The sequence below is a fragment of the Paraburkholderia sp. GAS199 genome, from assembly GCF_050436585.1.
Lineage (GTDB): Bacteria > Pseudomonadota > Gammaproteobacteria > Burkholderiales > Burkholderiaceae > Paraburkholderia.
Genome location: NZ_JBNDMM010000001.1, coordinates 575,349 through 594,837 on the forward strand (window position 1 = coordinate 575,349; position 19,489 = coordinate 594,837).

A 19,489-nucleotide genomic window follows, 5' to 3' on the forward strand; every position below is an offset into this window, starting at 1 on the left:
TATCTACTGGCTATCTTGTTGAGGTTTCTTTCCGCGGCTGTCGGTGCACCGTAGTCAGCGGCGGTCCAGTGCTCTAATCAAAATGTGCCCCTCCTCCAATCTCGCTGACTAAAGCACCTCGCGCTCTCGCGTGGCACGGGCGTCTAGATCGGCGGGTTCGTCACAAGATATTTGTCCCTGCAGCGTGTTCGGATTTTGTCAGGAGGCGGTTTCGCGCCATCTGCAGTTTCAGCCGCCCAAACCTGTTGGTGATTGGCACGTGGATGTTGTTTGCAATTTTTTTGACCGCTGCAAATTTTTGGCGACTTGGATAAACAGATGCCGTGCGCGTTTTTGTGCCCAGAGGAAAAGCGAGCCTGAAGAAAGCCGATGCTTTGGTTTTCGGCTCCCGAGCGACTGACAGCTTAGATTCCGGCTCATCGAAAAAACAAGTTTGCTGGGCAGTCGCTCGAGTGGCTGCAATCCGTCATTTCATTCGTCGCCCATCTCTCTTCGCATCTGCCCAACTCAAATTACACGATGTAGGTGGCCGACCATCACATAGCCAATTGATGGATCGTCAGTGAGGAGAAAACAAATCCGATGCCGCACTAGACAGTGATCACTCGGTAGCACTTCTCTGCATCGTCATTCGCGTGCCGTCCACTTGGCACCATCGGATCCTCGGCGTAACAAATCCAGTTTTAGGCACAAATCAAAACTCTTCCATTTTTCACTCATACGGCGCGACGGTGACAATTCGAAAGTCATGCTGTTGAAAAGCGGCACGTCCATCGTATTGACGATCGGCTCATTGGGATCAGGAAGTTGAGAGTACCTACACGGCGGGACTTTCCTCAAACCGTGCAGCAGGAAGCTTCGCGCGGCGACGGTCGCGGAGTCTGTCAGTTCTTTCTCAGCGCACCGTGATCAATCGGTAGCAGCCTGTTTCCCACAAAACTAATGCCACGAAATCAGCGACTTAAAATTTTTAAGGCCCAAATTTGGCCGCCCGACCGATCGGCGGAACTGCCAGCGGTCGACCAGAATACAATGCGCGACACACCGTTTCGACCTAAAAAGTCGACGAAATGTGGTTATGATATGGCCCCTAATAAGGCCATTCGCCCGTTTACCCTTAAGCTTTTTCTAGCTTTTCCCCGCAGCGCCAGGCGCGAAGCGGGTTTCGGCGGGGTCGGAGCGTGCAAAGTTTACTTGCGTTTACCCACCGCGCAGTCTACATTGCACGGAATTCGACAGCCACAGGCTTTTTTCCACCTGGCTGTCCAAAAGACAACGGAGCATCCTGATGACATCACCCGCGCACTCTTCCAACGGATCGGTTGCCGAAGAAGCCGCCATCGCAAAGCCTTCGCCAGCCGACGCTGCGACGCTTTCGCTTTCCGCGCCCGGCGACACGACGGCCGAGGATTTGCTGTTGCTCGCGAACCGGTCGACGGTGATGCTCAAGAAGATCCGCGACGAAATTCTGAAGCCCGAACCACGCAAGGTGCCCCCACTCGTCTCGTCGACCCGCGTGCAGGAAATGTGCGGGATCGACCGAAAACGGATGGCCTACGCGCTACAAACAACGTCGTTGCCGCAAGGAAAACAGACGCGCGCCGGCGGCGTTCGGTCTTTCACGATTGAAGAAGCCGTCGAGTGGGTCAAGGCGGAGTTGAAACCTGCACCGCGTCAAGGCAAGGGCAAGGTTATCACCGTTGCCAACTTCAAGGGCGGCGTCACCAAAACCACGACCTCGACGCTGCTTGCGCAGGGTCTGGCTATGCGCCGCGGCCGTAAGGTTTGCCATATCGACCTCGACCCGCAAGGCAGTGCGACGACGCTGTACGGCTACAACCCGCATGCCGAAATCGAGGAAGACGACACGATCATTCCGCTGATTCAGGCGTATGTAGACGGTACGGAATTTGACATGCGCACCCTGCCCGTCAAAACGTATTGGCCGAACCTGGATTTGATCCCCGCCTCGCCCCAGTTGTTCAACGCCGAGTTCATGCTGCCGGCGCGGGCGAATCTGGCGAAAGAGTGCGATTTGCGGTTCGAGCAGGTTTTGCACCGGGGGCTCGAGGCGCTGACTGAAGAATACGACTACATCATCATCGACACGGCACCCACGCTCAGCTACCTGACGATCAACGCCGTGTTTGCAGCCAATGGCGTGATTGTGCCGGTTGTGCCCGACATGCTTTCGTTCGCCTCGATGGTGCAGTTTTGGCACCTGTTCTCGGACCTGATCACAGGCATGGAGGAGTTCGGCGACACGGAGAAAAAGCGATTTGAATTCGTGGACGTCCTGGTGACCCGCGTATCTCCCAACAAGGCCGCTACCCGGGTGCTCCAGCAGTGGATCGCGAATTTGTACGGTTCGCGTGTGATCCCGGTCGAGATCCCCGAAACGGACCTTGCCCGTAACACGAACCTGCATTTCCAGACCATTTACGACATCGACAAGTACGAAGGCGGACTCGAAACATTGCGGCGCATTCGCAACCCGATCGATCAGTTCGTGGATTTCGTCGATGAAAAGGCAAGCGCGTCATGGGTGATGGGAGGTAGAGCATGAGTTTGAAGGACAGAATGGCGAAGGGGCTGGCAATCACCCTCACGGCGGAGGACGAGGCAACTGCGGCGTCCATGAAGCAAACCATGCCGACGACGGGCCCCGGGCAGACGATGCAGATCACCGCCCTGCGAAAGCAGATCGAGGAGCTCAAGGGCGAACTCGAGAAGAAGAACGGCGCGAGTGATGTCGCGGAAACACGGCTGAAGGAGTTGGAATCGCAGCTAGCGTCTGCTGCCATCGAGGTTGAAATTGATCTGCTGGTGGAAGTCCCGGGCCGTCGACGGTACAAGCCGGAGGACAAGAAGCTGGAGTTGCGCGAGAACCTTCGACACAACAAGCTGGTTGAACCGATCGTCATTCGCCGCACGCCCGACAACCGGTTTGAGATCGTGTCTGGCCACAATCGCGTGGATCAGTACAAGGCGCTTGGCCGGGACCGAATCAGGGCAGTCATCGAAGAATCGACGGACGACGAAGCGGCAGCAAGCGCGTTCTATTCGAACCTGATGCAGTCGGACTTGACCGACTACGAGAAGTATCGCGGCTTCAAGCAGATGCAGGAGCGATTTCCGTCGATCTCTCAGGCCAAGATGGCCGAGCAATCGGGCCTCTCGGAGGCCTTGGTGTCATACATTCTGGCATTCGACGATCTGCCGCGAGAAGTCATCGCCGTGCTCGAAGAGCAGCCAGCGTTGATCGGTTCGCATGCCGGCAAGACCTTGGCGGGTCTGGCGAAAACGGGGCGTTCCGAAGAAGTGATTTCGGCAGTCAGGCAACTGGCGGAAGGAAAAATCGATCAGGCTCAAGCGGTCAAATTGGCTTCGGCCAAGCCTGCGAAGCCGGCGGTGACGGCTGAGACTGTGAAGATCAAGGCAGGGAAGGCGGATTACTGCGTCATGCGTCGCGCGGCAAATGTCGTGCGCTTGCAGTTCAAGTCAGATGAAGAAGCGAGCCGGGTGCAGTTGGCGCTGCAGAAGGTGCTTGAAGCCGAAAGCGAAGCTTTCACCGCGTCTCAGCGAGATGCGTAAAAACTAATTTGTTTGAAATCATGGACTTAAAAATTTTAAGACCAGATATCGGAGATCTTTGATGATCATCAGACGCTAGAAAAACAAAAGCCTCCAGTTGGCGCTGGAGGCTTTTGAATCACCGGGGCTTGACGACTTTAAAAAGTAGTCTGTCCGCAGTACTCCCCGCTTGGCGGCGGCGAGCTGTACAAAGGTTGGCACCACATGTACGGCTCTGAGTGTAGCGGATAGATCACGTCAGTCAAGTTTTTCCAATCCATTTTTTGAAAAATGGACGATTGGCATGTCTATCGCGCAACATTTGGTTGCTAGCGAGGGCGAAACTCGCCCTGCTGAAAACGTCGATATCGGGTTTCTCTCAACCGATGCCGTGAATCTCCCTTGGGTAATTCTTCGCGCGGTGCACCGTGCCTCACGCCTCGATGGCATTCCCGCGCGCGCACGTGCCGTGCTGGCCGCGTTGGCTCGCACCGTCGATGCAAGCAATCCGTACGGCCAGATCTTCGCGCGACGTGAATTGCTCACCGAACGCGCGATGCAATCAGAGCGAACGTTCTATCGCAGCCTCGCAGACCTGGAAGCAGCAGATCTAATTCACAGGCCAGCACAGCGCCGGTATGTCGAAGCGGGGCTGTTTGGTCGCGCGTATCTGCACTTAACCGAACGTGCAACCGCATTGCTCGGTCTCGTTGAAGTGCCTGCAGAATCCCCAGAGGCTACCGCCGCCGTTACCCAGATCGCTAGTTTTACCCAGCCGTCTGACACGGTGGCAGACGGTGCTATATATAAGGATCTTAGCCCTACGTCTTTTCAAAAGAGACAACCGGGGCAAGTGCCGGCGGACCTCCAACGGCTGCTGCCCTTGGGTTTTCGAGATTTTTTGATTTTCAAGCTGATGCGGGAAGCCCGCGAATGCGGTAAGCGGCTATCGGATGTCGTCGAAGCAACCTGGGAACATCTGCGCAAAGCTAAACGACCAATCTGCTACCTGCGAGCACTCCTGCGTAGCACAGTCGACTTTAGCCATCAGATCCGCTCACGCGATGCCGAACAGGACGCGCTCCGCGCGTCTCAACGAGCGCAGCAGGAAGCGCAATCGTGGGCTCGCTCGATGGCCGGCACATCGTTCGTCGACGGAAACGGTAAGCGTAAATTCACTATCGACGCAGACGGTACCTTGACCGTTTTGAGTGTGGACGAGACCGTCGCGCGAAGAGACGTGGGTGAATGGCAGACGCGATTTGCAGAAGCGCTTCACACCGGAAAGATTCGCATCGCCGAACCCGCCGACCTCGAACTGTTTGCACAAGCGCGGATGCAGGCGAATGCTGCGGGCCGTCGCACGATCGACGTCCCACGGATTGCCACTGAGACAGTCACAGACCATCTGGCCCTTTTACGTCGCTCGCTGCGCAAGTTCTCACCGGCTTTATCAACCGCAACGTAAATGTGCGAGACGTATTTGGGTGGTGATGTCTTTCCGATCAGATGCGCTCGGAAGAAGCCGCAATACCAACGGCAGGGCTGTGCGACGAACTTACACGCTCGCAGCCTGATGGCGACGAAACAGGCGTTGGCAACGATACGACCCATCCGCCGGGTACGGCCATGACGAAGCCAGCACCGATGCGCGGCCGCTCGACTTTTGGATGTCACGCACCGCAGTCCCGCCTATCAAACGCTCGATTCATCACCGCAAGCATCGCTTGACGCGCATCTTGCGGTGAACTGAATGGGCTGGGACCTTACGCAGGCCAATGGAGATTTCGAAGCACTTAGCAATCGCGAGTGTGAGGATAAGCGCGGAACGCAATCCGATGCGCTAAAAGCGCCCGTTCATCTGCAACTCAAGCGGATCGAAGTCCCACAGGAGTGCAGCCAACCAAACTGTCCGCCTCCGCCTCACGGTTCGCTGAGTTAAGCCCAGCCGTATCGCAACATCCATTGCTCGATTCACCACGCGTCTGCGGAGACGCCCCAGAAACCCTAACCCGCCAAAGGCGCGAACGCAAAAGCGATACGGCACAAAGCCCCCAACTCACCTCGAGCCCACGCCGACCACAAACCTCAAACCCGCTGCAAACCCGGAAACCGTAAAAGCTGCGGCACCGCGCCATGAACCCGTTCCAGCAAAGTCGCAGCAGCAGGTGAGAGCGACTTCCCTTGTCGCCGCACGACCCCAACCGTTCGCTTCAAAACCGGTGTCCCAAGAAGTCTGAAATTCAGCCGATCGAGCGGCGCGCGCTGCGCGGCCAACGCCGACATGACCGATACGCCTACGCCGCGGCTCAAAAGCGCCTCGATGGCCGACGTATTCGAAACCTGGTAACGAGGCTCCCGCACTTCGCGACTTAGTCCTTCCGTTTGGCTCAACTGATGCTGCATGCCGAGATCCGGCGTGAAACCGACGATCCGGAATTCCGCAATCTCCTGCCATGTCAGCTCGCCGGTACCGGCAGCGAGCGGATGATGTTCCGCGAAGACCACGCCGAAGTAATCTTCGAATAGCGGTTCGAACGCGAGTTCAGCGTCGGCTTGCCATGGGCTGCATATACCAAAGTCGACGTCGCCATCCAGCACGCGCCGCTGCACGGCCTCGGAATTGTCCTCGCGAAGATAGACGTCGATCTCCGGAAACATCTCGATATACGCGGCGACCACCTCCGGCAGCAGCAGCGCCATCACCGACGGCACAGTTGCCACACCCACCTTGCCGCGCTCGTGATTGCCGAGCGCGCGCATGGCACGGATCGACGAATCGAAATCCTGCAGAAGACGCTCGGCCGACGGCAAAAATTCTTCGCCCGCCCGCGTCAAATCCAACCGGCGCGTCGAGCGATCGAAGAGCAGAAGACCTAGGTCCTCTTCGATGTGCTGGATCGTCAGGCTCAGTGCGGACTGAGTGACGAACAAGGTTTCAGCGGCGCGGGTCAGGCTTTTATGCCTCGCCACCGCGACAAACGCCCGGATATGGCGGATCGAAAGCCGCTTGGAGGCTTTTTCGTCATTCATCGATTTTTCTTGTGAATCAAGCGAAATTAATCGATTGTACTCTGCACCCACGACCCTCTAGACTCGCAACGTTTTTTCTCGAGGAATCATCGCGATGTTGGTAGATCTGCGCCGTTACACGGTTGTGCCGGGCCAGTTGAAAGCGTATCTGGCGGTTTATGAAGCGTATGGATTGCCGGTTCAGCGTCGGCACGTGGGCGATCCGCTCGGCTATTTCATCAGCGAAGTCGGGACGCTCAACCAGGTCGTTCATCTGTGGGGTTACGAAAGCATGGAAGACCGCTACGCGCGTCGCGCGGCAATGGAAGCGGACCCCGAGTGGACTGCCTACAAAAAGATGACAGCGGAAGGCCGCTACATCCAGCAGCAGGAAAATCAGCTGTTGCTGTCCGCCCCGTGGTCGAAGATCTAATCAACTGGCGATTCCATCATGAAAGTCATTATTTCGGACGACTATCAAAATTGCGTCAGAACGCTCGATTGCTATCCGGCGCTGAGCGAACATTTCGATGTGGAAATCCACAACGACACCGTGACGTCGCTCGATGCCCAAGCCGAACGATTCGCCGACGCCGACGCATTGCTGCTGGTCCGGGAACGCACGCCGATCACCGCGCAACTGCTCGCGCGTCTGCCTAAACTGAAGTTCATCAGTCAGACTGGCCGCGCGGCCAACCACGTCGATCTCGCGGCGTGCACGGCGCGCGGTATTGCGGTGTCGGCGGAAGGCTCTGCGACGACAGCTGCAGCGGAACTGACCTGGGCGCTCGTGATGGCGTCAATGCGCAAAGTCCATCTTGAAGCGACGCGTCTTCGCGCCGGCTTGTGGCAAGGTCATCTGGGTGTCGGACTGAAGGGCCGCACACTCGGCATCGCGGGCTACGGCAAGATCGGTAGCGTCGTCGCAGGATATGGCCGCGCATTCGGCATGCGCGTCATCGCGTTGGGCGATCACGAAACGTCGCTGTCGGCGGCCGCGAACGATGGCATAGAAGCCGTCACCGATCGCGCGAAGTTTTTCAGCGAGGCCGACGTGGTCTGTTGTCACTTGCGCCTTCTGCCTGCCACCCGCGAATCGATCACGCTCGCCGATCTCTCGGCAATGAAACCCACTGCGTTGTTCGTCAATACGAGCCGCAGCGAGGTGATCGCGCACGGCGCGCTCGAAGCCGCACTAAAAGCGGGGCGCCCCGGCTTTGCGGCGGTCGATGTCTACGAAAGCGAGCCGATTTACAACGCCGATCACCCCTTGCTCGGTCTCGACAACGTGCTGGCGACGCCCCACATCGGCTATGTCGAGAAAGACACCTACGAGCACTATTTCGGCATTGCGATCGACCAGTTGCTCGCGTGGAAAGCGGGAAAACCCGTCAACGTCCTCAACCCGCAAGCACTGACCGGCGACCTCGCCACGAATTGACCGAGACTAGACATGAATGCTTCACGGTCCGCACGAAACGTCGTGCGGACCGCATGCACATTCATCAGGAGACGAAATGAAAACTACAATCGAATCGCTCACCATGAGCCGGATTTATCGGCGACTGGTTCCGCTTTTATTCGTATTACTGATCATCAATTATCTGGACCGGGTCAACATCGGCTTTGCCGCGTTGCGCATGAATCAGGATCTCGGCTTCAGCGCGTCGGTGTTCGGACTGGGTGCGGGCATCTTTTTCGTCGGCTACGCGGTGTTCGAAGTACCGAGCAACCTCATGCTGCATCGATTCGGTGCGCGAATCTGGATCTCGCGGATCATGGTGACCTGGGGATTGGTGTCGGCGGGACTGGCATTCGTCCATACGCAAACATCGTTCTACGTGCTGCGTTTTCTGCTCGGCGTCGCCGAGGCCGGGTTTATTCCCGGCGTTGTGGCCTACCTCGCGTACTGGTTTCCCGTGCGCTACCGCTCGCGCGCAAATGCGGGCGTCATCATGGCAACGGCGATCGCATCGGCAATCGGCTCGCCCGTTTCAGGGCTTCTAATGCATAGCCTCGACGGCATCCACGGTCTCGCCGGCTGGCGCTGGATGCTGCTGCTCGAAGCCGCGCCTGCCGTCGTGCTCGGCTTCTTCACATTCTTCTGGCTGACGGACCGCCCCGAGAACGCAAAGTGGTTGCCGGACGATCAGCGTCACTGGCTGGTTGCAGAACTCGCGGACGAGGCGTCGAAACTCACCCGCACCGCCAACCTGCCGTTCGTGAAGATCGCGATGATGCCGCGCGTCTGGTCGCTCTCCGCGTTGTTCGTGTGTTTTCTGACGGCGTTCTATGGTGTTCTGCTGTGGTTGCCGCAGATCGTCAAGCACATGGGCACGCTTTCCGATCTGCAGGTTGGCTTCGTCACCGCGTTGCCGTTCTGCTGCGCGGCGCTGTCGATGTATCTCGTCGCAAGCCATTCCGACAAGGTGGGTGAGCGCAGACTGCACATCGCCGTGTGCATGGGAATCGGCGGACTTGCCTTGCTGGCCTGCGCATTCGTGACGCCTCCGTTGGCCGCGCTTGCCTTGCTGTGCATCGCAGCCGCCGGAATCTGGGGATGTCTTGCGGTATTCTGGACGTTGACCGGCGAATTCCTGACCGGCGCCGCGGTCGCTGTGGGTATCGCGCTGATCAACACCATCGGGCAGGTCGGCGGTCTGTTCGGACCGTGGATCGTCGGCGTGGTCAAGGATTTGACGGGCAACTTTTCGGCGGCGCTCATCGTGCTGGCCGTGGCCGCGTTCCTTGCAGCACTGATCGCCGTGTTGATGCCCGACCGTGCGCCCGTCGAGCCGGATAACGCCGCGTTGCAACCTGAACCGACTCCCTGATCGCCGCTTGCTGGCGTCAGTCGACTGCGGCTCATTTCATTACACCACCAGGATCGACACCGCATGCTGCCACGCCTCGACGCTCACTCCCTCGCGGACCTCGCGCTCCGTTCACACGCTGCTTCGCAAGCATGCTCGTGTATGAAAACGCCGGTGCCCGGATGGGAAAGCATGCCGTTGTCGCTGCCCGAAGAGCAGCTTCGCGAAGTCGCGACGCTCGTTTCGTCGGAAGAAGAAGAGCCAACCTTCGAGGAATTCCATCCGAACGGCACGCGGTACTGGTCGGCGGACGCACCCATTGCGCAGCGCTATTTTCCGTACAACCGGTGCAACGTCTGGGAGTGCACCGTCTGCGGACGTCACTTCCTGCGCTACACCGAAGGCGGCGGCTACTTCGTCGACAGAAGAATCCGCCTGCTCGATCCCGCTTTGATTGTCGACGCTCCTCTTTAACTCTTACCTCGCAACACGTTGCATCCGTACCTCAATGAAACTTTCTTTCGCTCAAAAGCTCTGGCTTCCGCTCGTCCTGAGTTTGCTGTGTCTTGCCGGCATGTCGGTTTATAGCGCTTACCGGACGAGAGATATCCGGCTTGAAGAACGCAAGGCCGATCTGAAACACGCATCGGAAATCGCGTTGAGCATCGTCAAGACTTTCGGCGATCAGGCGGCCACCGGCGCCATGTCTCAGGCGGACGCGCAAAAACGGGCGGCGGATAGCGTGCGCAACATCCGCTACGGCAGCGAAGGTTACTTCACCATTCTGAATTCGCAGATCGTCCTGATGCATCCGACCAATGCGGGCATGATCGGCAAGGACATCAACGGCTTCAAAGACCCAAACGGCGTGTATTTTTTCCGCGAGGCCGTGGCCCTCGTCAAACGCGACGGGCAGGGTTTCCGTACATTCGCGTTTCCGCGACCGGGCAGCAACGAGCCCGCGCCGAAACTCGCCTACGACATCTCGTATCAACCGTGGGACTGGATTCTGACGACCGGTATTTACGTGGACGATATCGACGCCGCGTTCCGCGCTTCGCTGTATGAAAGCCTCGGTGAACTCGCCGTGATTGCCGCGGCACTTTCAGTCGTCGTGCTGTTGCTCAATCGCGGCATTCTGCGTTCGTTGGGCGGAGAGCCTGCCTACGCCGCGGACATCGCCAACCAGATCGCCAATAACGATCTGACGGCAGTCGTGCAGACAAAGCCCGATGATCGATCGAGCCTTCTGTTTTCGATGAAACGCATGCAGGAGCAACTGGCGCAGACCATTGGCACGATCAAGGTGTCGGCGGATTCGATCGCGACCGCGACACAGCAGATTGCCGCGGGTAACCAGGATTTGTCGCAACGAACGGAAGAGCAGGCCGCCTCGCTCGAAGAAACCGCCGCCAGCATCGAGCAGCTCACGGCTACCGTCACCCAGAACGCCGACAACGCGACCCAGGCCAATCGGCTCGCCGCGCAGGCCGCTCACGTGGCAGGGGAGGGCGACGCGGTCGTGTCGCGCGTCATGGACACGATGGACGGCATCAACGCCAGCTCGGACAAGATCACCAATATCGTCGGGATCATCGAGGGTATCGCGTTCCAGACCAATATTCTTGCGTTGAATGCGGCAGTCGAAGCCGCGCGCGCGGGTGAGCAGGGACGCGGTTTCGCGGTCGTGGCGTCTGAAGTGCGCTCGCTGGCGCAGCGCTCGTCGACGGCATCGAAAGAAATCAAGGAACTGATCCAGGATTCCGTGGAGCGGGTGCAAGCAGGTGCGGGCTATGTTCGCGAAGCCGGCACCAAGATGAGCGAGATCACGCGTGAAATCAAGCGCGTGACGGACCTCGTGGGCGAGATTACCGCTGCGTCTCACGAGCAGAGCAAAGGCATCGGCCAGATCAATCGCGCCGTCACGCAGATGGACGAGGTTACGCAGCAGAATGCGGCGCTCGTCGAGCAAGCGGCAGCGGCGGCCAGTTCGCTGGAGTCGCAGGCTGGCGATCTGAAGATTTCGGTGTCGATGTTCAGGCTGGCGATGTAATTTTCGCGGCGAACTTAACGCCCAATCAAAGGGGCGGCGCAGGGCTTTGCGTCACTTTCGAGCCCACCGGAAGCGACACACACACGCTCAACCCGCCGCCCTCACGGTTGCTGAGAACAATGTCGCCGCCGTGGGCGCGAATCACGGCCAGCGCCGATGTCAAACCGAGTCCCATTCCTCCCGTCGACCGGTTCCGGGATTGTTCGACGCGAAAGAACGGGTCGAATACCTGTTCGAGCACCTCGGAAGCAATGCCCGGACCCCGGTCGTTGACCGTGAGAGCGACGCCGCCCGGAACGCAGGTCAACTCTAGATCCGCACTTCCTCCCCATTTCAAGGCGTTATCGACCAGGTTCATGCACGCGCGCCTCAGCGAGAAGGGGCGTCCGATCAACGCGAGCCGATCCGGACCTGCGTATCGGACCACGGCGCCGTGGTCGCTATAGTCGTCGGCGATCGTGCGAAGAAGACCCGCGAAGTCGAACGCCGTCGCTTCTTCGTCCCTGAAGTCGTCGCGAAAGAACGACAGTGCAGAGTCCGCCATCGCCTGCAAATCGTCGACGTCGCGAAAGAGACGAGCGCGCTGTTCCTCGTCGTCGATGAACTCGCCACGCAAGCGGATTTTGGTGAGCGGCGTTCGCAGATCGTGTGAGATCGCGGCCAGCATCAGCGTGCGGTCATCGACGAACTTCCGGAGTTGAGCCTGGAGCCCGTTGAACGCTGCAATCGCCGAACGCAATTCCTTCGGCCCTGCTTCGCGTACCGGTCCCGCTCGGGGATCGCCGCCTCGCTGACGAAGCTCCTCGGCGAATTGCCTGATAGGCCGCGCCAGAAAGTAGGTGGCAAGCATGGACGCCGCGAGAATCAACAACGCGACGCACGCCAGTGTCGTTGCCAGTCTGCCGGGCAACAGATCACCCCATCGCCGTTGATTGGCGATGAACAGCACCCAGCTGTCGTCGCGCAACTGCACCGCCATGAAATAGGCGTCGGGATGGGCGAGCCGATCAAAGTCGATCGACCTGGACAACGGATCGCTGGCGGTAAAAATCACGTTGCGCCGTTCGTGGCCATTGTCGCGAAAGCTGTCGACGGTCTTCGGATCTGGGTCACGAAGATACGCAAGCGCTAACTGTCGGGCGACCGATGTTCCGGACGGATACCAGAACACTTTGTCTGCGATCGTGACGGTGTTAGCCAGATTCTGGCGATGGCTGGACGGCGCCGCTTCGATCATACGAACGGCGTCGTCGGCCCGGATCAGTTCGGCCTGCTCGGCGCTCGACGGTCCCGCAAAGCGGTCGAACAGCGTGCTGAAGACGAGCACGCTCATGATCGCCGCACCCACGGTCAGCGCGATTCGCCATGCGATCGTGTCGGGGACACCCAGCCGGAAATTCATCCTCGACGAACCAGTGGCGTGAACATATATCCTCCGCCCCGTACCGTTCGAATGACCGATTCGGCATCGGCGTCCGTGTCGAGTTTGCGGCGAAGGCGCGCGACCTGAACATCGATACTCCGGTCGTAGACTTCGTAAGCCGATCCGCGAGCGAGGTCGAGCAACTGGTCGCGAGTCAGCACGCGTTGTGGATGCTCCGCAAACACGAGCAAAAGATCGAATTCATTACTCGACAGGATGGTGAGCGTGTTGTCTGCCGATCGCAGTTCACGTTTGGCGATGTCGAGTCGCCACCCGGCAAACGAAAGCACCGGTCTCGTGGCGGTGCTCGTCGTGACGGGGCCCATCTGCGTGGTCCGTCGCAAAACTGCTTTCACTCGCGCCAGGAGTTCTCTGGCATCGAACGGCTTCACCAGATAATCATCGGCGCCGATCTCGAGTCCGACCACGCGGTCGACGTGGTCGGCAACCGCAGTGAGCATTATGACGGGGATTTTCGACGTCGCGCGCAACTGCCGGCACAGGCTGAAACCATCCTCTCCCGGCAGCATGACATCCAGGATGACGAGATCGATCTGCTGGCGATCGAGCGTGGCAAACAGGCCTTCGCCATCGGCCGCGACACTGACCTCGTGGCCGTGCTTGCGAAAAAAACCGGTGAGTAGGGACCTGATGTCCTCTTCGTCGTCAACCACGAGGATGTGCGGCATATAAGTCATTTCCCAATGCTAACCTGGACGAAGAGCTGCCTGATTTCAGTCGTCCATCGCGAATATTTCAGCGCTGACACAGTGTTTCCGCGCCGAAACAAACGGCACATCATACCGTCGATTCCCCTGCGTAACCTGAAGGTCCTCGATTGGACGTTCATCCGCGCGAATTCGCCCCTGCCTGCACTGAAGCCCATTCTCACCGTGCAAAACACGATTCTCCAGACCGAGAACATCGTATGAAGGGCGCTCCCGAATTGGCTCGCCTGACGTCCTGCTCTTCAGCTCAGCGCCTTAGGAGATTCACATGCTCTACACGAAGCGCCCCATCGATATGGGACGTTTGATCGCTTTGACGACTATCCTGGCCAGTTGTCCCGTCCTCGCGCAGACCAGCACGACGCCAGCGGTTGTCGCGTCATCTGCCGCGCAAGTGACCGACGACGGCTGGCGATACTCGCTTGGTCTCGGCGTGTTCGAGACACCCAGATATCCGGGCGCAAGTGTGACGCGCTTTCAGCCCGCGCCGATCGTGGGCGTCGGCTATGGCCGGTTTTTCTTCGGATCGGTCGCGGACGCCAATGTCCCTTTCGGCCTCGGCGCATTTCTATACCGCGACAATCATTTCCGCCTGGGTATCGCGCTTTCCTACGATCTCGTGAAACCGCGCAAAGCGTCCGATGACGTGCATCTCAGTGGTTTGCCCGACATCGACGGCACCGCGCACGCGACACTGTTTGCGAGCTATAACCTCGATTGGCTATCGGTCGTCGGCGCGGTCTCGCAAGATATTGCCGGCAAGCATGAAGGAACGACCGCTTCGCTGGATCTGATGGGGAAATACAGCCCAGTCAACCGGCTGACGTTGACCGCCGGGCCGGGCATAACCTGGGGCAGCGCTCAATACAATCAAACGTTTTTCGGCGTCAATGCCGGGGACAGTGTGAGGTCCGAACTACCCGCATACTCGCCGGGCTCGGGCATCGCGGCGGTTCGTGTGACGGCGGGCGCCAGTTACGCGCTGAACAAGCATTGGAATCTCGGCGCGCGAGTCGTCGCATCGAGATTGCCGGGCGTGGTAGGCAACAGCCCGGTCGTCGAGAAAAAGACGCAGATGACCTATGGGGTCATTGCGAATTATGTGTTTTAGTCTGACCGCCAGCAATCAGGCCCAGGTCGCGGGTTTTCATTGCGAAGCCCCGCCCCGAGGCGCGCCCCGACGCCAATGCAGATAACGTCCGGGGCGTGTTGCCGCTCAGTAGGTGGCCCGTCCTCCCGATGCGTCGAAAATAGCTCCCGTGCAGAACGAGCATTCGGAGGACGCTAGCCAACGCACCATCGCTGCGATTTCTTCGACGGTCCCAGCGCGCCCCAGCGGGATTTTTGCCTGAAGTACCTTGATCTGCTCTGGCGTCATCTGCGCCAGCAGTTCGCTTTGTACGGAAGCGGGAGCGATTGCGTTGACCAGAATGTTATGTGCAACCAGATCCTTGCCCATCGACTTGGTCAGGCCGATCACACCCGCCTTCGAAGTCGAATAGGCGGCCTGATTGGCATTGCCTTCTTTCCCCGAGATGGACGCGAGATTCACGATACGACCGTACCCGTTCGCCATCAAGTGCCGAACCGCCGCCTTGCTGACCTGAAACACGGCGGTCAAATTGATGTCCAGCACGCGGCGCCATGTGGCGTCGGAGTGCTCCCAGAAAGGTTCGCTAGGTCCGATGATCCCTGCGCTGTTAACCAGAATGTCGAGCTTGCCAAAGTGACGCACGGCAATCTCGATGGCATCGTGAATAGCTGAAACATCTGTCACGTCGACTTTTTGCGTCAGCACCCGGTCGCCGTATTTCGCCTGCGTCCGCTCAAGGCGCTCCGCGTCGATGTCCCAAACGATCGCTCGGGCTCCTTCCTGGATGAGTCGTTCCACGCTGGCTGCGCCGATGCCCGATGCACCACCGGTCACGAGTGCGATTTGTCCTTCGAATGCGAGTGATTCTTTCATGCCGATGCCTCTTTCTGATCGTTCTGGAAGTTGCCGCTACTGCTCAGAAGTCCCGCCATCGCGGAAAGCGCGACCTCGTAGCCGTATGCGCCGAGTCCGCAAATGACCGCGGTCGCTACCTTCGACACGACTGAATCGTCGAGGTCGCGGGCGTGCACGTTGGACATATGCAATTCGATGCACGGTTTGCCGAGCGCCTTGACGGCGTCTTTCACGGAGATCGAATAGAAGGACAATCCGGCCGGATTCAAGATAACGCCGTCTGCTGCAAGACGAGCTTCCTGAATCCAGTCGACGAGATCGCCTTCGTGGTTCGATTGACGGAAAACCATGTTCACGTCGAGTTGCTGCGCCAGTCTTTCGCAGCGCTTCTCGATCGAGGAAAGGGTGGCGTAGCCGTAGATCTGGGGCTCGCGACTGCCGAGCAGGTTTAGATTGGGGCCGTTGAGGATATAGACGGTTTTCATATTTCGACGCGCTGCGTTTGAGAGTCAGTGGCTGTTCGGATTTGTGCTATGCCTGCGTCATGTCGACGCCACGTGTTTCCTTGCCGATCGCTACCGCAATGATCGAAATCACGATCGTCACAGCGCACAGCACGGAAATGGGCCATGTTTTCCCGTTGAACGTTTGTGTGAGATAGGCAGCGACAAAGGGCGCCGGGCTCGCGCCCAACAGATTGGCGCATGAATAGGCGAGAGCCGAACCGGTGTAGCGCACCTTCGCGGGAAAGGGCTCGGCGAACAGCGCGGGTTGCACACCAGTCACCGCCTCCAGCGCGCCGATGAAGGCAATCATTGCCGCGAACATGATCGTCGTATTGCCTGACTGCAGAAGCGGGAAGTAACTGAGCGCCAGCACGAAGCAGATCATCAGGCCGACGATGAAGGTGGGCTTTCGACCGAACCGGTCTGCACAACGGCCGCCTAACAGCATCAGCGGAAGCGCAACGAGGTTGGACACCATGAGCATGAAGAAGCCGGTGCGGGCGGGAATCTTCAGCGTGTGGTTCATGTAACTCAGCGAAAACACCACTACCACGTAGAAGCACAGGCAGACAGACAGGTAGATGAGCGCAAGCCGTACGATAAGACGCCAATGTCCTGTGACGGCAGTCGCGAGCGGTGAACGTACCGGCCCCTGGCGCCGCTCGACGGCCTGGTAAGCCGGCGACTCGTCAACTTGACGACGCATGTAGAGTCCGGTGAGCACGAGCAGCAGACTCAACAAAAACGGAATCCGCCATCCATAGCTGAGAAAAGCATCTTCCGGCATCAAAGCGGTCAGAATGAACAGCATGCCGTTGGCCGTCACCTGGCTAATGGGCGAGCCGAGGTTAACCAGTGCACCGTTCCAGCCACGTCTCAGCGCAGGGGCATGCTCCAGCGCCATTAACTGCGCCCCGGTCGATTCACCTCCCAGCGCGAATCCCTGGCAGATCCGGAAGAATACGAGAAGGATAGGCGCGAGAATGCCGACACTCGCGAACGTCGGTAATAACCCTATGCCGACGGTAGCAAGGCCCATGAGAGCCATCGTGAAAAGCAGCAGATTCCGGCGTCCGAAACGATCACCGAGATAACCGCACACGACGCCGCCGAGGGGCCGCGCGCCGAAGCCTACTGCGAAAGTTGCGAACGATCCGAGCAGCGCGGCAGAAGGGCTGAGCGAAGGGAAAAACAGTTTGGGAAAGACGATCGCGGAAGCCGCGCCGTAGATCGTGAAATCGAACCACTCGAGCGCCGTTCCGATCGTGCTGCTGATGGTGGCGCGTCGCGACATCGACTGTGCATCTTCATGAGACGGACTGAGCTCCCGTATCATTGGACTCGACATGTTAGTCTCCTGACGTAATTTTTTCTGTATCTCCAGCCCGCTCATCACGGCGGACCCACGTTGGAAATCATGATGCGATAGAGAGGCCTGTTTGTCGCGTTCCAGATTTGACGTCTCCATAACCCGCGGTTATGGTGAATACCCACATCGAGACGGACTATGCGTTTCAAACTGAGACAGATGGAAGTGCTCCGCGCAGTCATGCTGACAGGGACAATCAGCGGCGCGGCGCGCATGCTGTTCGTTTCTCAACCTGCGGTTAGCAAGCTGGTCTCGCATCTGGAAACGACGCTGGGCCTTCGTCTTTTTGACCGCACGGGTAGCCGCCTCACGCCGACTACCGAAGCACAAACGCTGTTTCGTGAGATCGAACAGGTTTATCAGGCGGCTCAGCGGGTCGACGATCTGGCGCGCTCGCTCGCCGTGGGGCCGAACCAGCTGCTGAATGTTTCCTGTGGGGCCTCGCTGTCTACTTTCATTGCGCAAGCGCTTGTCGATCTGCATTCGAGCTTGCCTTCGATTCGCGTTGACTGGCAAACGGCGCTCATGAGCGAGATGCCGATTCAACTTCTGAGCAAGACACGCGACATCGCGGTTTCACCGTTGCCTATCGTCCACGAGAATCTGGTTGTCGTGCCGTTCATGCGCGGGCGAATGGTTTGCATCGTTCCGGAACATCATCCGCTCAAACAGTTTTCCGAACTGACTCTTGAACAGCTCGCACAGGAAACGATGATTCTTTTCCGCCGCGATATTCCGATGGGCGCGTTAATAGATCGCGCTTGCCAGCAGGTGGGAATCGAATTGAAGTCGATGCTCGACGTGAGCCGTGCGGAGCAAAGCATCGCGTTGGTCAAGCGTGGCTTGGGAATTGCCATCGTCGACGAGTTTTCCGCTCAGGACTCCGGACTGCTGGTTCGACCCTTGGCTGAGGAAATATCGTTGACCGCGTGCTTTGTCCATTCCCGCTTTATGCAGCCTTCCATCGCCGCAATGCGGTTCATGGAAGTCGTTCGCGAGCAGGCAAGAAAAATGGGCACGCTGCTGCCGGATCGCGAATTAGACGAGCTCTGATAGCCACACAACGTTGAGCAACGCGATGCTTACTCGCCGGCATTGTTCAGTTCTTCTGTACCTCTACTGCCTGAACCATATCGACCAAAGCGTCGACCTCGCTAATCGCGACCGAGGGATTACGGAAATAGTTCAGGACGAGATGCATCGGGCTCATCTCGACATCGAGTTCGACCAGCGTTCCAGCGGCGAGGTCCTGCACGACGGAACGGCGTAGAGAACACGCGATGCCGACCCCGGCAATCACCATACTGCGCACCATGCTCATGTCCTGAGCCTGCGATGCCACCTTCAGTTGCGAAAGGCCGGCTGCACGCAGCATGCTGGCGATCGTGCGGCCGAAGTACGAGGTGTCGTGCGCCGCGACGAACGGAAAGTTCGTCAGGCTATGAATGGGGATTTTCCGTTGGGAAGCCAGAGGGTGGTCGGGCGCGGCGATCAATGAAAGCCGGTAGCGTCCAAGTGGTTCCGTGACGAGCCCTGGCACCTCGCCAGTACTGAGCATGAAGCCGAGGTCGACCTGACCGCTGCGGCACAGGGACAGCACTTCTTCGAACGTGCCGGAACGTGCAACGAGTTCGATATTCGGATACTTGGCGGCGAACTCGCCTAATGGCTTGACCAGCAACTGATCGGCAACGAAACGCTGCGCGGCGAAGCGGAGCCGTTCACGAGACTTCCTGATGTCGGACGTGGCGGCTTTCGCTTTAGCCAGCGCTTCGAGTGCATACGCGTAATACGCCCGGCCAGCGTCGGTTAATTCCGGGTTAACACCTGGGCGTCTGTCGAAGAGACGCCTGCCGAGTTTGTTTTCGAGGTCGCGCACGTGAACGCTGACAGACGGCTGCGCTATGCCGAGCGTGGCGGCAGCGGCGCCGAATCCACCGGATTCAATCACAGCGACAAATACTTCGAGACTTCGAAACGTTACCGGCAGCATCACATTACGCCCATCTGACAGGTCATAGCCATCTTACTATGGACTCATAGCCTGAAGGCGGATTGCTGGCA

At 58.6% G+C, this 19,489-nt stretch carries 17 protein-coding genes; 10 read left to right on the forward strand and 7 right to left on the reverse strand.

Translation table 11 applies throughout. The annotated features are described in order from the left end of the window. The first annotated feature begins 1,288 nt into the window (after positions 1 to 1,288). From P3T18_RS02480 to P3T18_RS02490, 3 genes are all read left to right on the forward strand, one after another. Complete coding sequence (locus P3T18_RS02480) at positions 1,289 to 2,566, forward strand: ParA family protein (protein WP_429298321.1); 1,278 nt, start codon at positions 1,289 to 1,291, stop codon at positions 2,564 to 2,566. Next, positions 2,563 to 3,594 (forward strand): ParB/RepB/Spo0J family partition protein, encoded by a 1,032-nt coding sequence (locus tag P3T18_RS02485; protein ID WP_429298322.1) that lies wholly within the window; start codon positions 2,563 to 2,565, stop codon positions 3,592 to 3,594. The genes P3T18_RS02480 and P3T18_RS02485 overlap by 4 nt, the downstream gene beginning before the upstream one ends. A gap of 283 nt (positions 3,595 to 3,877) precedes the next feature. Then, positions 3,878 to 5,041, forward strand: a complete 1,164-nt coding sequence (locus tag P3T18_RS02490; RefSeq protein ID WP_429298323.1) for a hypothetical protein — start codon at positions 3,878 to 3,880, stop codon at positions 5,039 to 5,041. A 620-nt stretch (positions 5,042 to 5,661) separates the two neighbouring features. Here the strand turns inward: P3T18_RS02490 and P3T18_RS02495 are convergent. Next, positions 5,662 to 6,606, reverse strand: a complete 945-nt coding sequence (locus P3T18_RS02495; protein WP_429298324.1) for a LysR family transcriptional regulator — start codon at positions 6,604 to 6,606, stop codon at positions 5,662 to 5,664. Positions 6,607 to 6,700: 94 nt separating this feature from the next. Here P3T18_RS02495 and P3T18_RS02500 point away from each other — a divergent pair, with 94 nt between their 5' ends. The 5 genes from P3T18_RS02500 (at position 6,701) to P3T18_RS02520 (ending at position 11,451) form a co-directional block, all read left to right on the forward strand. Continuing rightward, positions 6,701 to 7,018 carry an NIPSNAP family protein gene (locus P3T18_RS02500; RefSeq protein WP_429298325.1) on the forward strand — a complete coding sequence of 106 codons (318 nt, stop codon included), beginning with the start codon at positions 6,701 to 6,703 and terminating at the stop codon, positions 7,016 to 7,018. Between the two features lie 18 nt (positions 7,019 to 7,036). After that, positions 7,037 to 8,026, forward strand: coding sequence for a D-2-hydroxyacid dehydrogenase family protein (locus P3T18_RS02505; protein ID WP_429298326.1), 990 nt, complete (start codon positions 7,037 to 7,039; stop codon positions 8,024 to 8,026). A 76-nt stretch (positions 8,027 to 8,102) separates the two neighbouring features. After that, positions 8,103 to 9,419: an MFS transporter gene (locus tag P3T18_RS02510; RefSeq protein ID WP_429298327.1), complete on the forward strand. Its 1,317-nt coding sequence runs from the start codon at positions 8,103 to 8,105 to the stop codon at positions 9,417 to 9,419. A 63-nt stretch (positions 9,420 to 9,482) separates the two neighbouring features. Then, entirely contained in the window at positions 9,483 to 9,872 is a 390-nt protein-coding gene (locus tag P3T18_RS02515; RefSeq protein ID WP_429298328.1) for a hypothetical protein, read from the forward strand. A 34-nt stretch (positions 9,873 to 9,906) separates the two neighbouring features. Then, positions 9,907 to 11,451 carry a methyl-accepting chemotaxis protein gene (locus P3T18_RS02520; protein WP_429298329.1) on the forward strand — a complete coding sequence of 515 codons (1,545 nt, stop codon included), beginning with the start codon at positions 9,907 to 9,909 and terminating at the stop codon, positions 11,449 to 11,451. A gap of 25 nt (positions 11,452 to 11,476) precedes the next feature. Here the strand turns inward: P3T18_RS02520 and P3T18_RS02525 are convergent, their stop codons facing one another. Together P3T18_RS02525 and P3T18_RS02530 are read right to left on the reverse strand one after the other, a co-directional pair. Beyond that, positions 11,477 to 12,853 carry a sensor histidine kinase gene (locus P3T18_RS02525; RefSeq protein WP_429298330.1) on the reverse strand — a complete coding sequence of 459 codons (1,377 nt, stop codon included), beginning with the start codon at positions 12,851 to 12,853 and terminating at the stop codon, positions 11,477 to 11,479. Then, the gene (locus P3T18_RS02530; RefSeq protein WP_429298331.1) at positions 12,850 to 13,572 is read right to left on the reverse strand and encodes a response regulator; all 723 of its coding nucleotides are present in this window, start codon (positions 13,570 to 13,572) and stop codon (positions 12,850 to 12,852) included. Before P3T18_RS02530 ends, P3T18_RS02525 begins: the two co-directional genes overlap by 4 nt. 298 nt (positions 13,573 to 13,870) lie before the next feature. Between P3T18_RS02530 and P3T18_RS02535 the strand changes: the two genes are divergently transcribed. Then, positions 13,871 to 14,713 carry a MipA/OmpV family protein gene (locus P3T18_RS02535; RefSeq protein ID WP_429298332.1) on the forward strand — a complete coding sequence of 281 codons (843 nt, stop codon included), beginning with the start codon at positions 13,871 to 13,873 and terminating at the stop codon, positions 14,711 to 14,713. A 105-nt stretch (positions 14,714 to 14,818) separates the two neighbouring features. Here the strand turns inward: P3T18_RS02535 and P3T18_RS02540 are convergent, their stop codons facing one another. From P3T18_RS02540 to P3T18_RS02550, 3 genes are read right to left on the reverse strand one after another with little or no spacing between them, the layout of a single operon-like run. Further along, entirely contained in the window at positions 14,819 to 15,568 is a 750-nt protein-coding gene (locus tag P3T18_RS02540) for an SDR family NAD(P)-dependent oxidoreductase (protein WP_429298333.1), read from the reverse strand. Then, positions 15,565 to 16,035, reverse strand: a complete 471-nt coding sequence (locus P3T18_RS02545) for a type II 3-dehydroquinate dehydratase (protein ID WP_429298334.1) — start codon at positions 16,033 to 16,035, stop codon at positions 15,565 to 15,567. Before P3T18_RS02545 ends, P3T18_RS02540 begins: the two co-directional genes overlap by 4 nt. Before the next feature lie 46 nt (positions 16,036 to 16,081). Beyond that, entirely contained in the window at positions 16,082 to 17,404 is a 1,323-nt protein-coding gene (locus P3T18_RS02550) for an MFS transporter (protein WP_429298335.1), read from the reverse strand. 159 nt (positions 17,405 to 17,563) lie between these two features. Here P3T18_RS02550 and P3T18_RS02555 point away from each other — a divergent pair, with 159 nt between their 5' ends. After that, a complete protein-coding gene (locus P3T18_RS02555) occupies positions 17,564 to 18,478 on the forward strand; it encodes a LysR family transcriptional regulator (RefSeq protein ID WP_429298336.1) in 915 nt (304 codons plus the stop codon). Positions 18,479 to 18,524: 46 nt separating this feature from the next. Here P3T18_RS02555 and P3T18_RS02560 read toward each other — a convergent pair whose 3' ends face one another. Beyond that, positions 18,525 to 19,418 carry a LysR family transcriptional regulator gene (locus tag P3T18_RS02560; RefSeq protein ID WP_429298337.1) on the reverse strand — a complete coding sequence of 298 codons (894 nt, stop codon included), beginning with the start codon at positions 19,416 to 19,418 and terminating at the stop codon, positions 18,525 to 18,527. Positions 19,419 to 19,489: the final 71 nt, after the last annotated feature.

What these genes read in the sequence shown, in the direction of transcription:
- P3T18_RS02480 (WP_429298321.1), top strand. Translation starts at nt 1,289, where the DNA reads ATGACATCACCCGCGCACTCTTCCAACGGATCGGTTGCCGAAGAAGCC.
- P3T18_RS02485 (WP_429298322.1), top strand. Translation starts at nt 2,563, where the DNA reads ATGAGTTTGAAGGACAGAATGGCGAAGGGGCTGGCAATCACCCTCACG.
- P3T18_RS02490 (WP_429298323.1), top strand. Translation starts at nt 3,878, where the DNA reads ATGTCTATCGCGCAACATTTGGTTGCTAGCGAGGGCGAAACTCGCCCT.
- P3T18_RS02495 (WP_429298324.1), bottom strand. Translation starts at nt 6,606, where the DNA reads ATGAATGACGAAAAAGCCTCCAAGCGGCTTTCGATCCGCCATATCCGG.
- P3T18_RS02500 (WP_429298325.1), top strand. Translation starts at nt 6,701, where the DNA reads ATGTTGGTAGATCTGCGCCGTTACACGGTTGTGCCGGGCCAGTTGAAA.
- P3T18_RS02505 (WP_429298326.1), top strand. Translation starts at nt 7,037, where the DNA reads ATGAAAGTCATTATTTCGGACGACTATCAAAATTGCGTCAGAACGCTC.
- P3T18_RS02510 (WP_429298327.1), top strand. Translation starts at nt 8,103, where the DNA reads ATGAAAACTACAATCGAATCGCTCACCATGAGCCGGATTTATCGGCGA.
- P3T18_RS02515 (WP_429298328.1), top strand. Translation starts at nt 9,483, where the DNA reads ATGCTGCCACGCCTCGACGCTCACTCCCTCGCGGACCTCGCGCTCCGT.
- P3T18_RS02520 (WP_429298329.1), top strand. Translation starts at nt 9,907, where the DNA reads ATGAAACTTTCTTTCGCTCAAAAGCTCTGGCTTCCGCTCGTCCTGAGT.
- P3T18_RS02525 (WP_429298330.1), bottom strand. Translation starts at nt 12,853, where the DNA reads ATGAATTTCCGGCTGGGTGTCCCCGACACGATCGCATGGCGAATCGCG.
- P3T18_RS02530 (WP_429298331.1), bottom strand. Translation starts at nt 13,572, where the DNA reads ATGACTTATATGCCGCACATCCTCGTGGTTGACGACGAAGAGGACATC.
- P3T18_RS02535 (WP_429298332.1), top strand. Translation starts at nt 13,871, where the DNA reads ATGCTCTACACGAAGCGCCCCATCGATATGGGACGTTTGATCGCTTTG.
- P3T18_RS02540 (WP_429298333.1), bottom strand. Translation starts at nt 15,568, where the DNA reads ATGAAAGAATCACTCGCATTCGAAGGACAAATCGCACTCGTGACCGGT.
- P3T18_RS02545 (WP_429298334.1), bottom strand. Translation starts at nt 16,035, where the DNA reads ATGAAAACCGTCTATATCCTCAACGGCCCCAATCTAAACCTGCTCGGC.
- P3T18_RS02550 (WP_429298335.1), bottom strand. Translation starts at nt 17,404, where the DNA reads ATGTCGAGTCCAATGATACGGGAGCTCAGTCCGTCTCATGAAGATGCA.
- P3T18_RS02555 (WP_429298336.1), top strand. Translation starts at nt 17,564, where the DNA reads ATGCGTTTCAAACTGAGACAGATGGAAGTGCTCCGCGCAGTCATGCTG.
- P3T18_RS02560 (WP_429298337.1), bottom strand. Translation starts at nt 19,418, where the DNA reads ATGCTGCCGGTAACGTTTCGAAGTCTCGAAGTATTTGTCGCTGTGATT.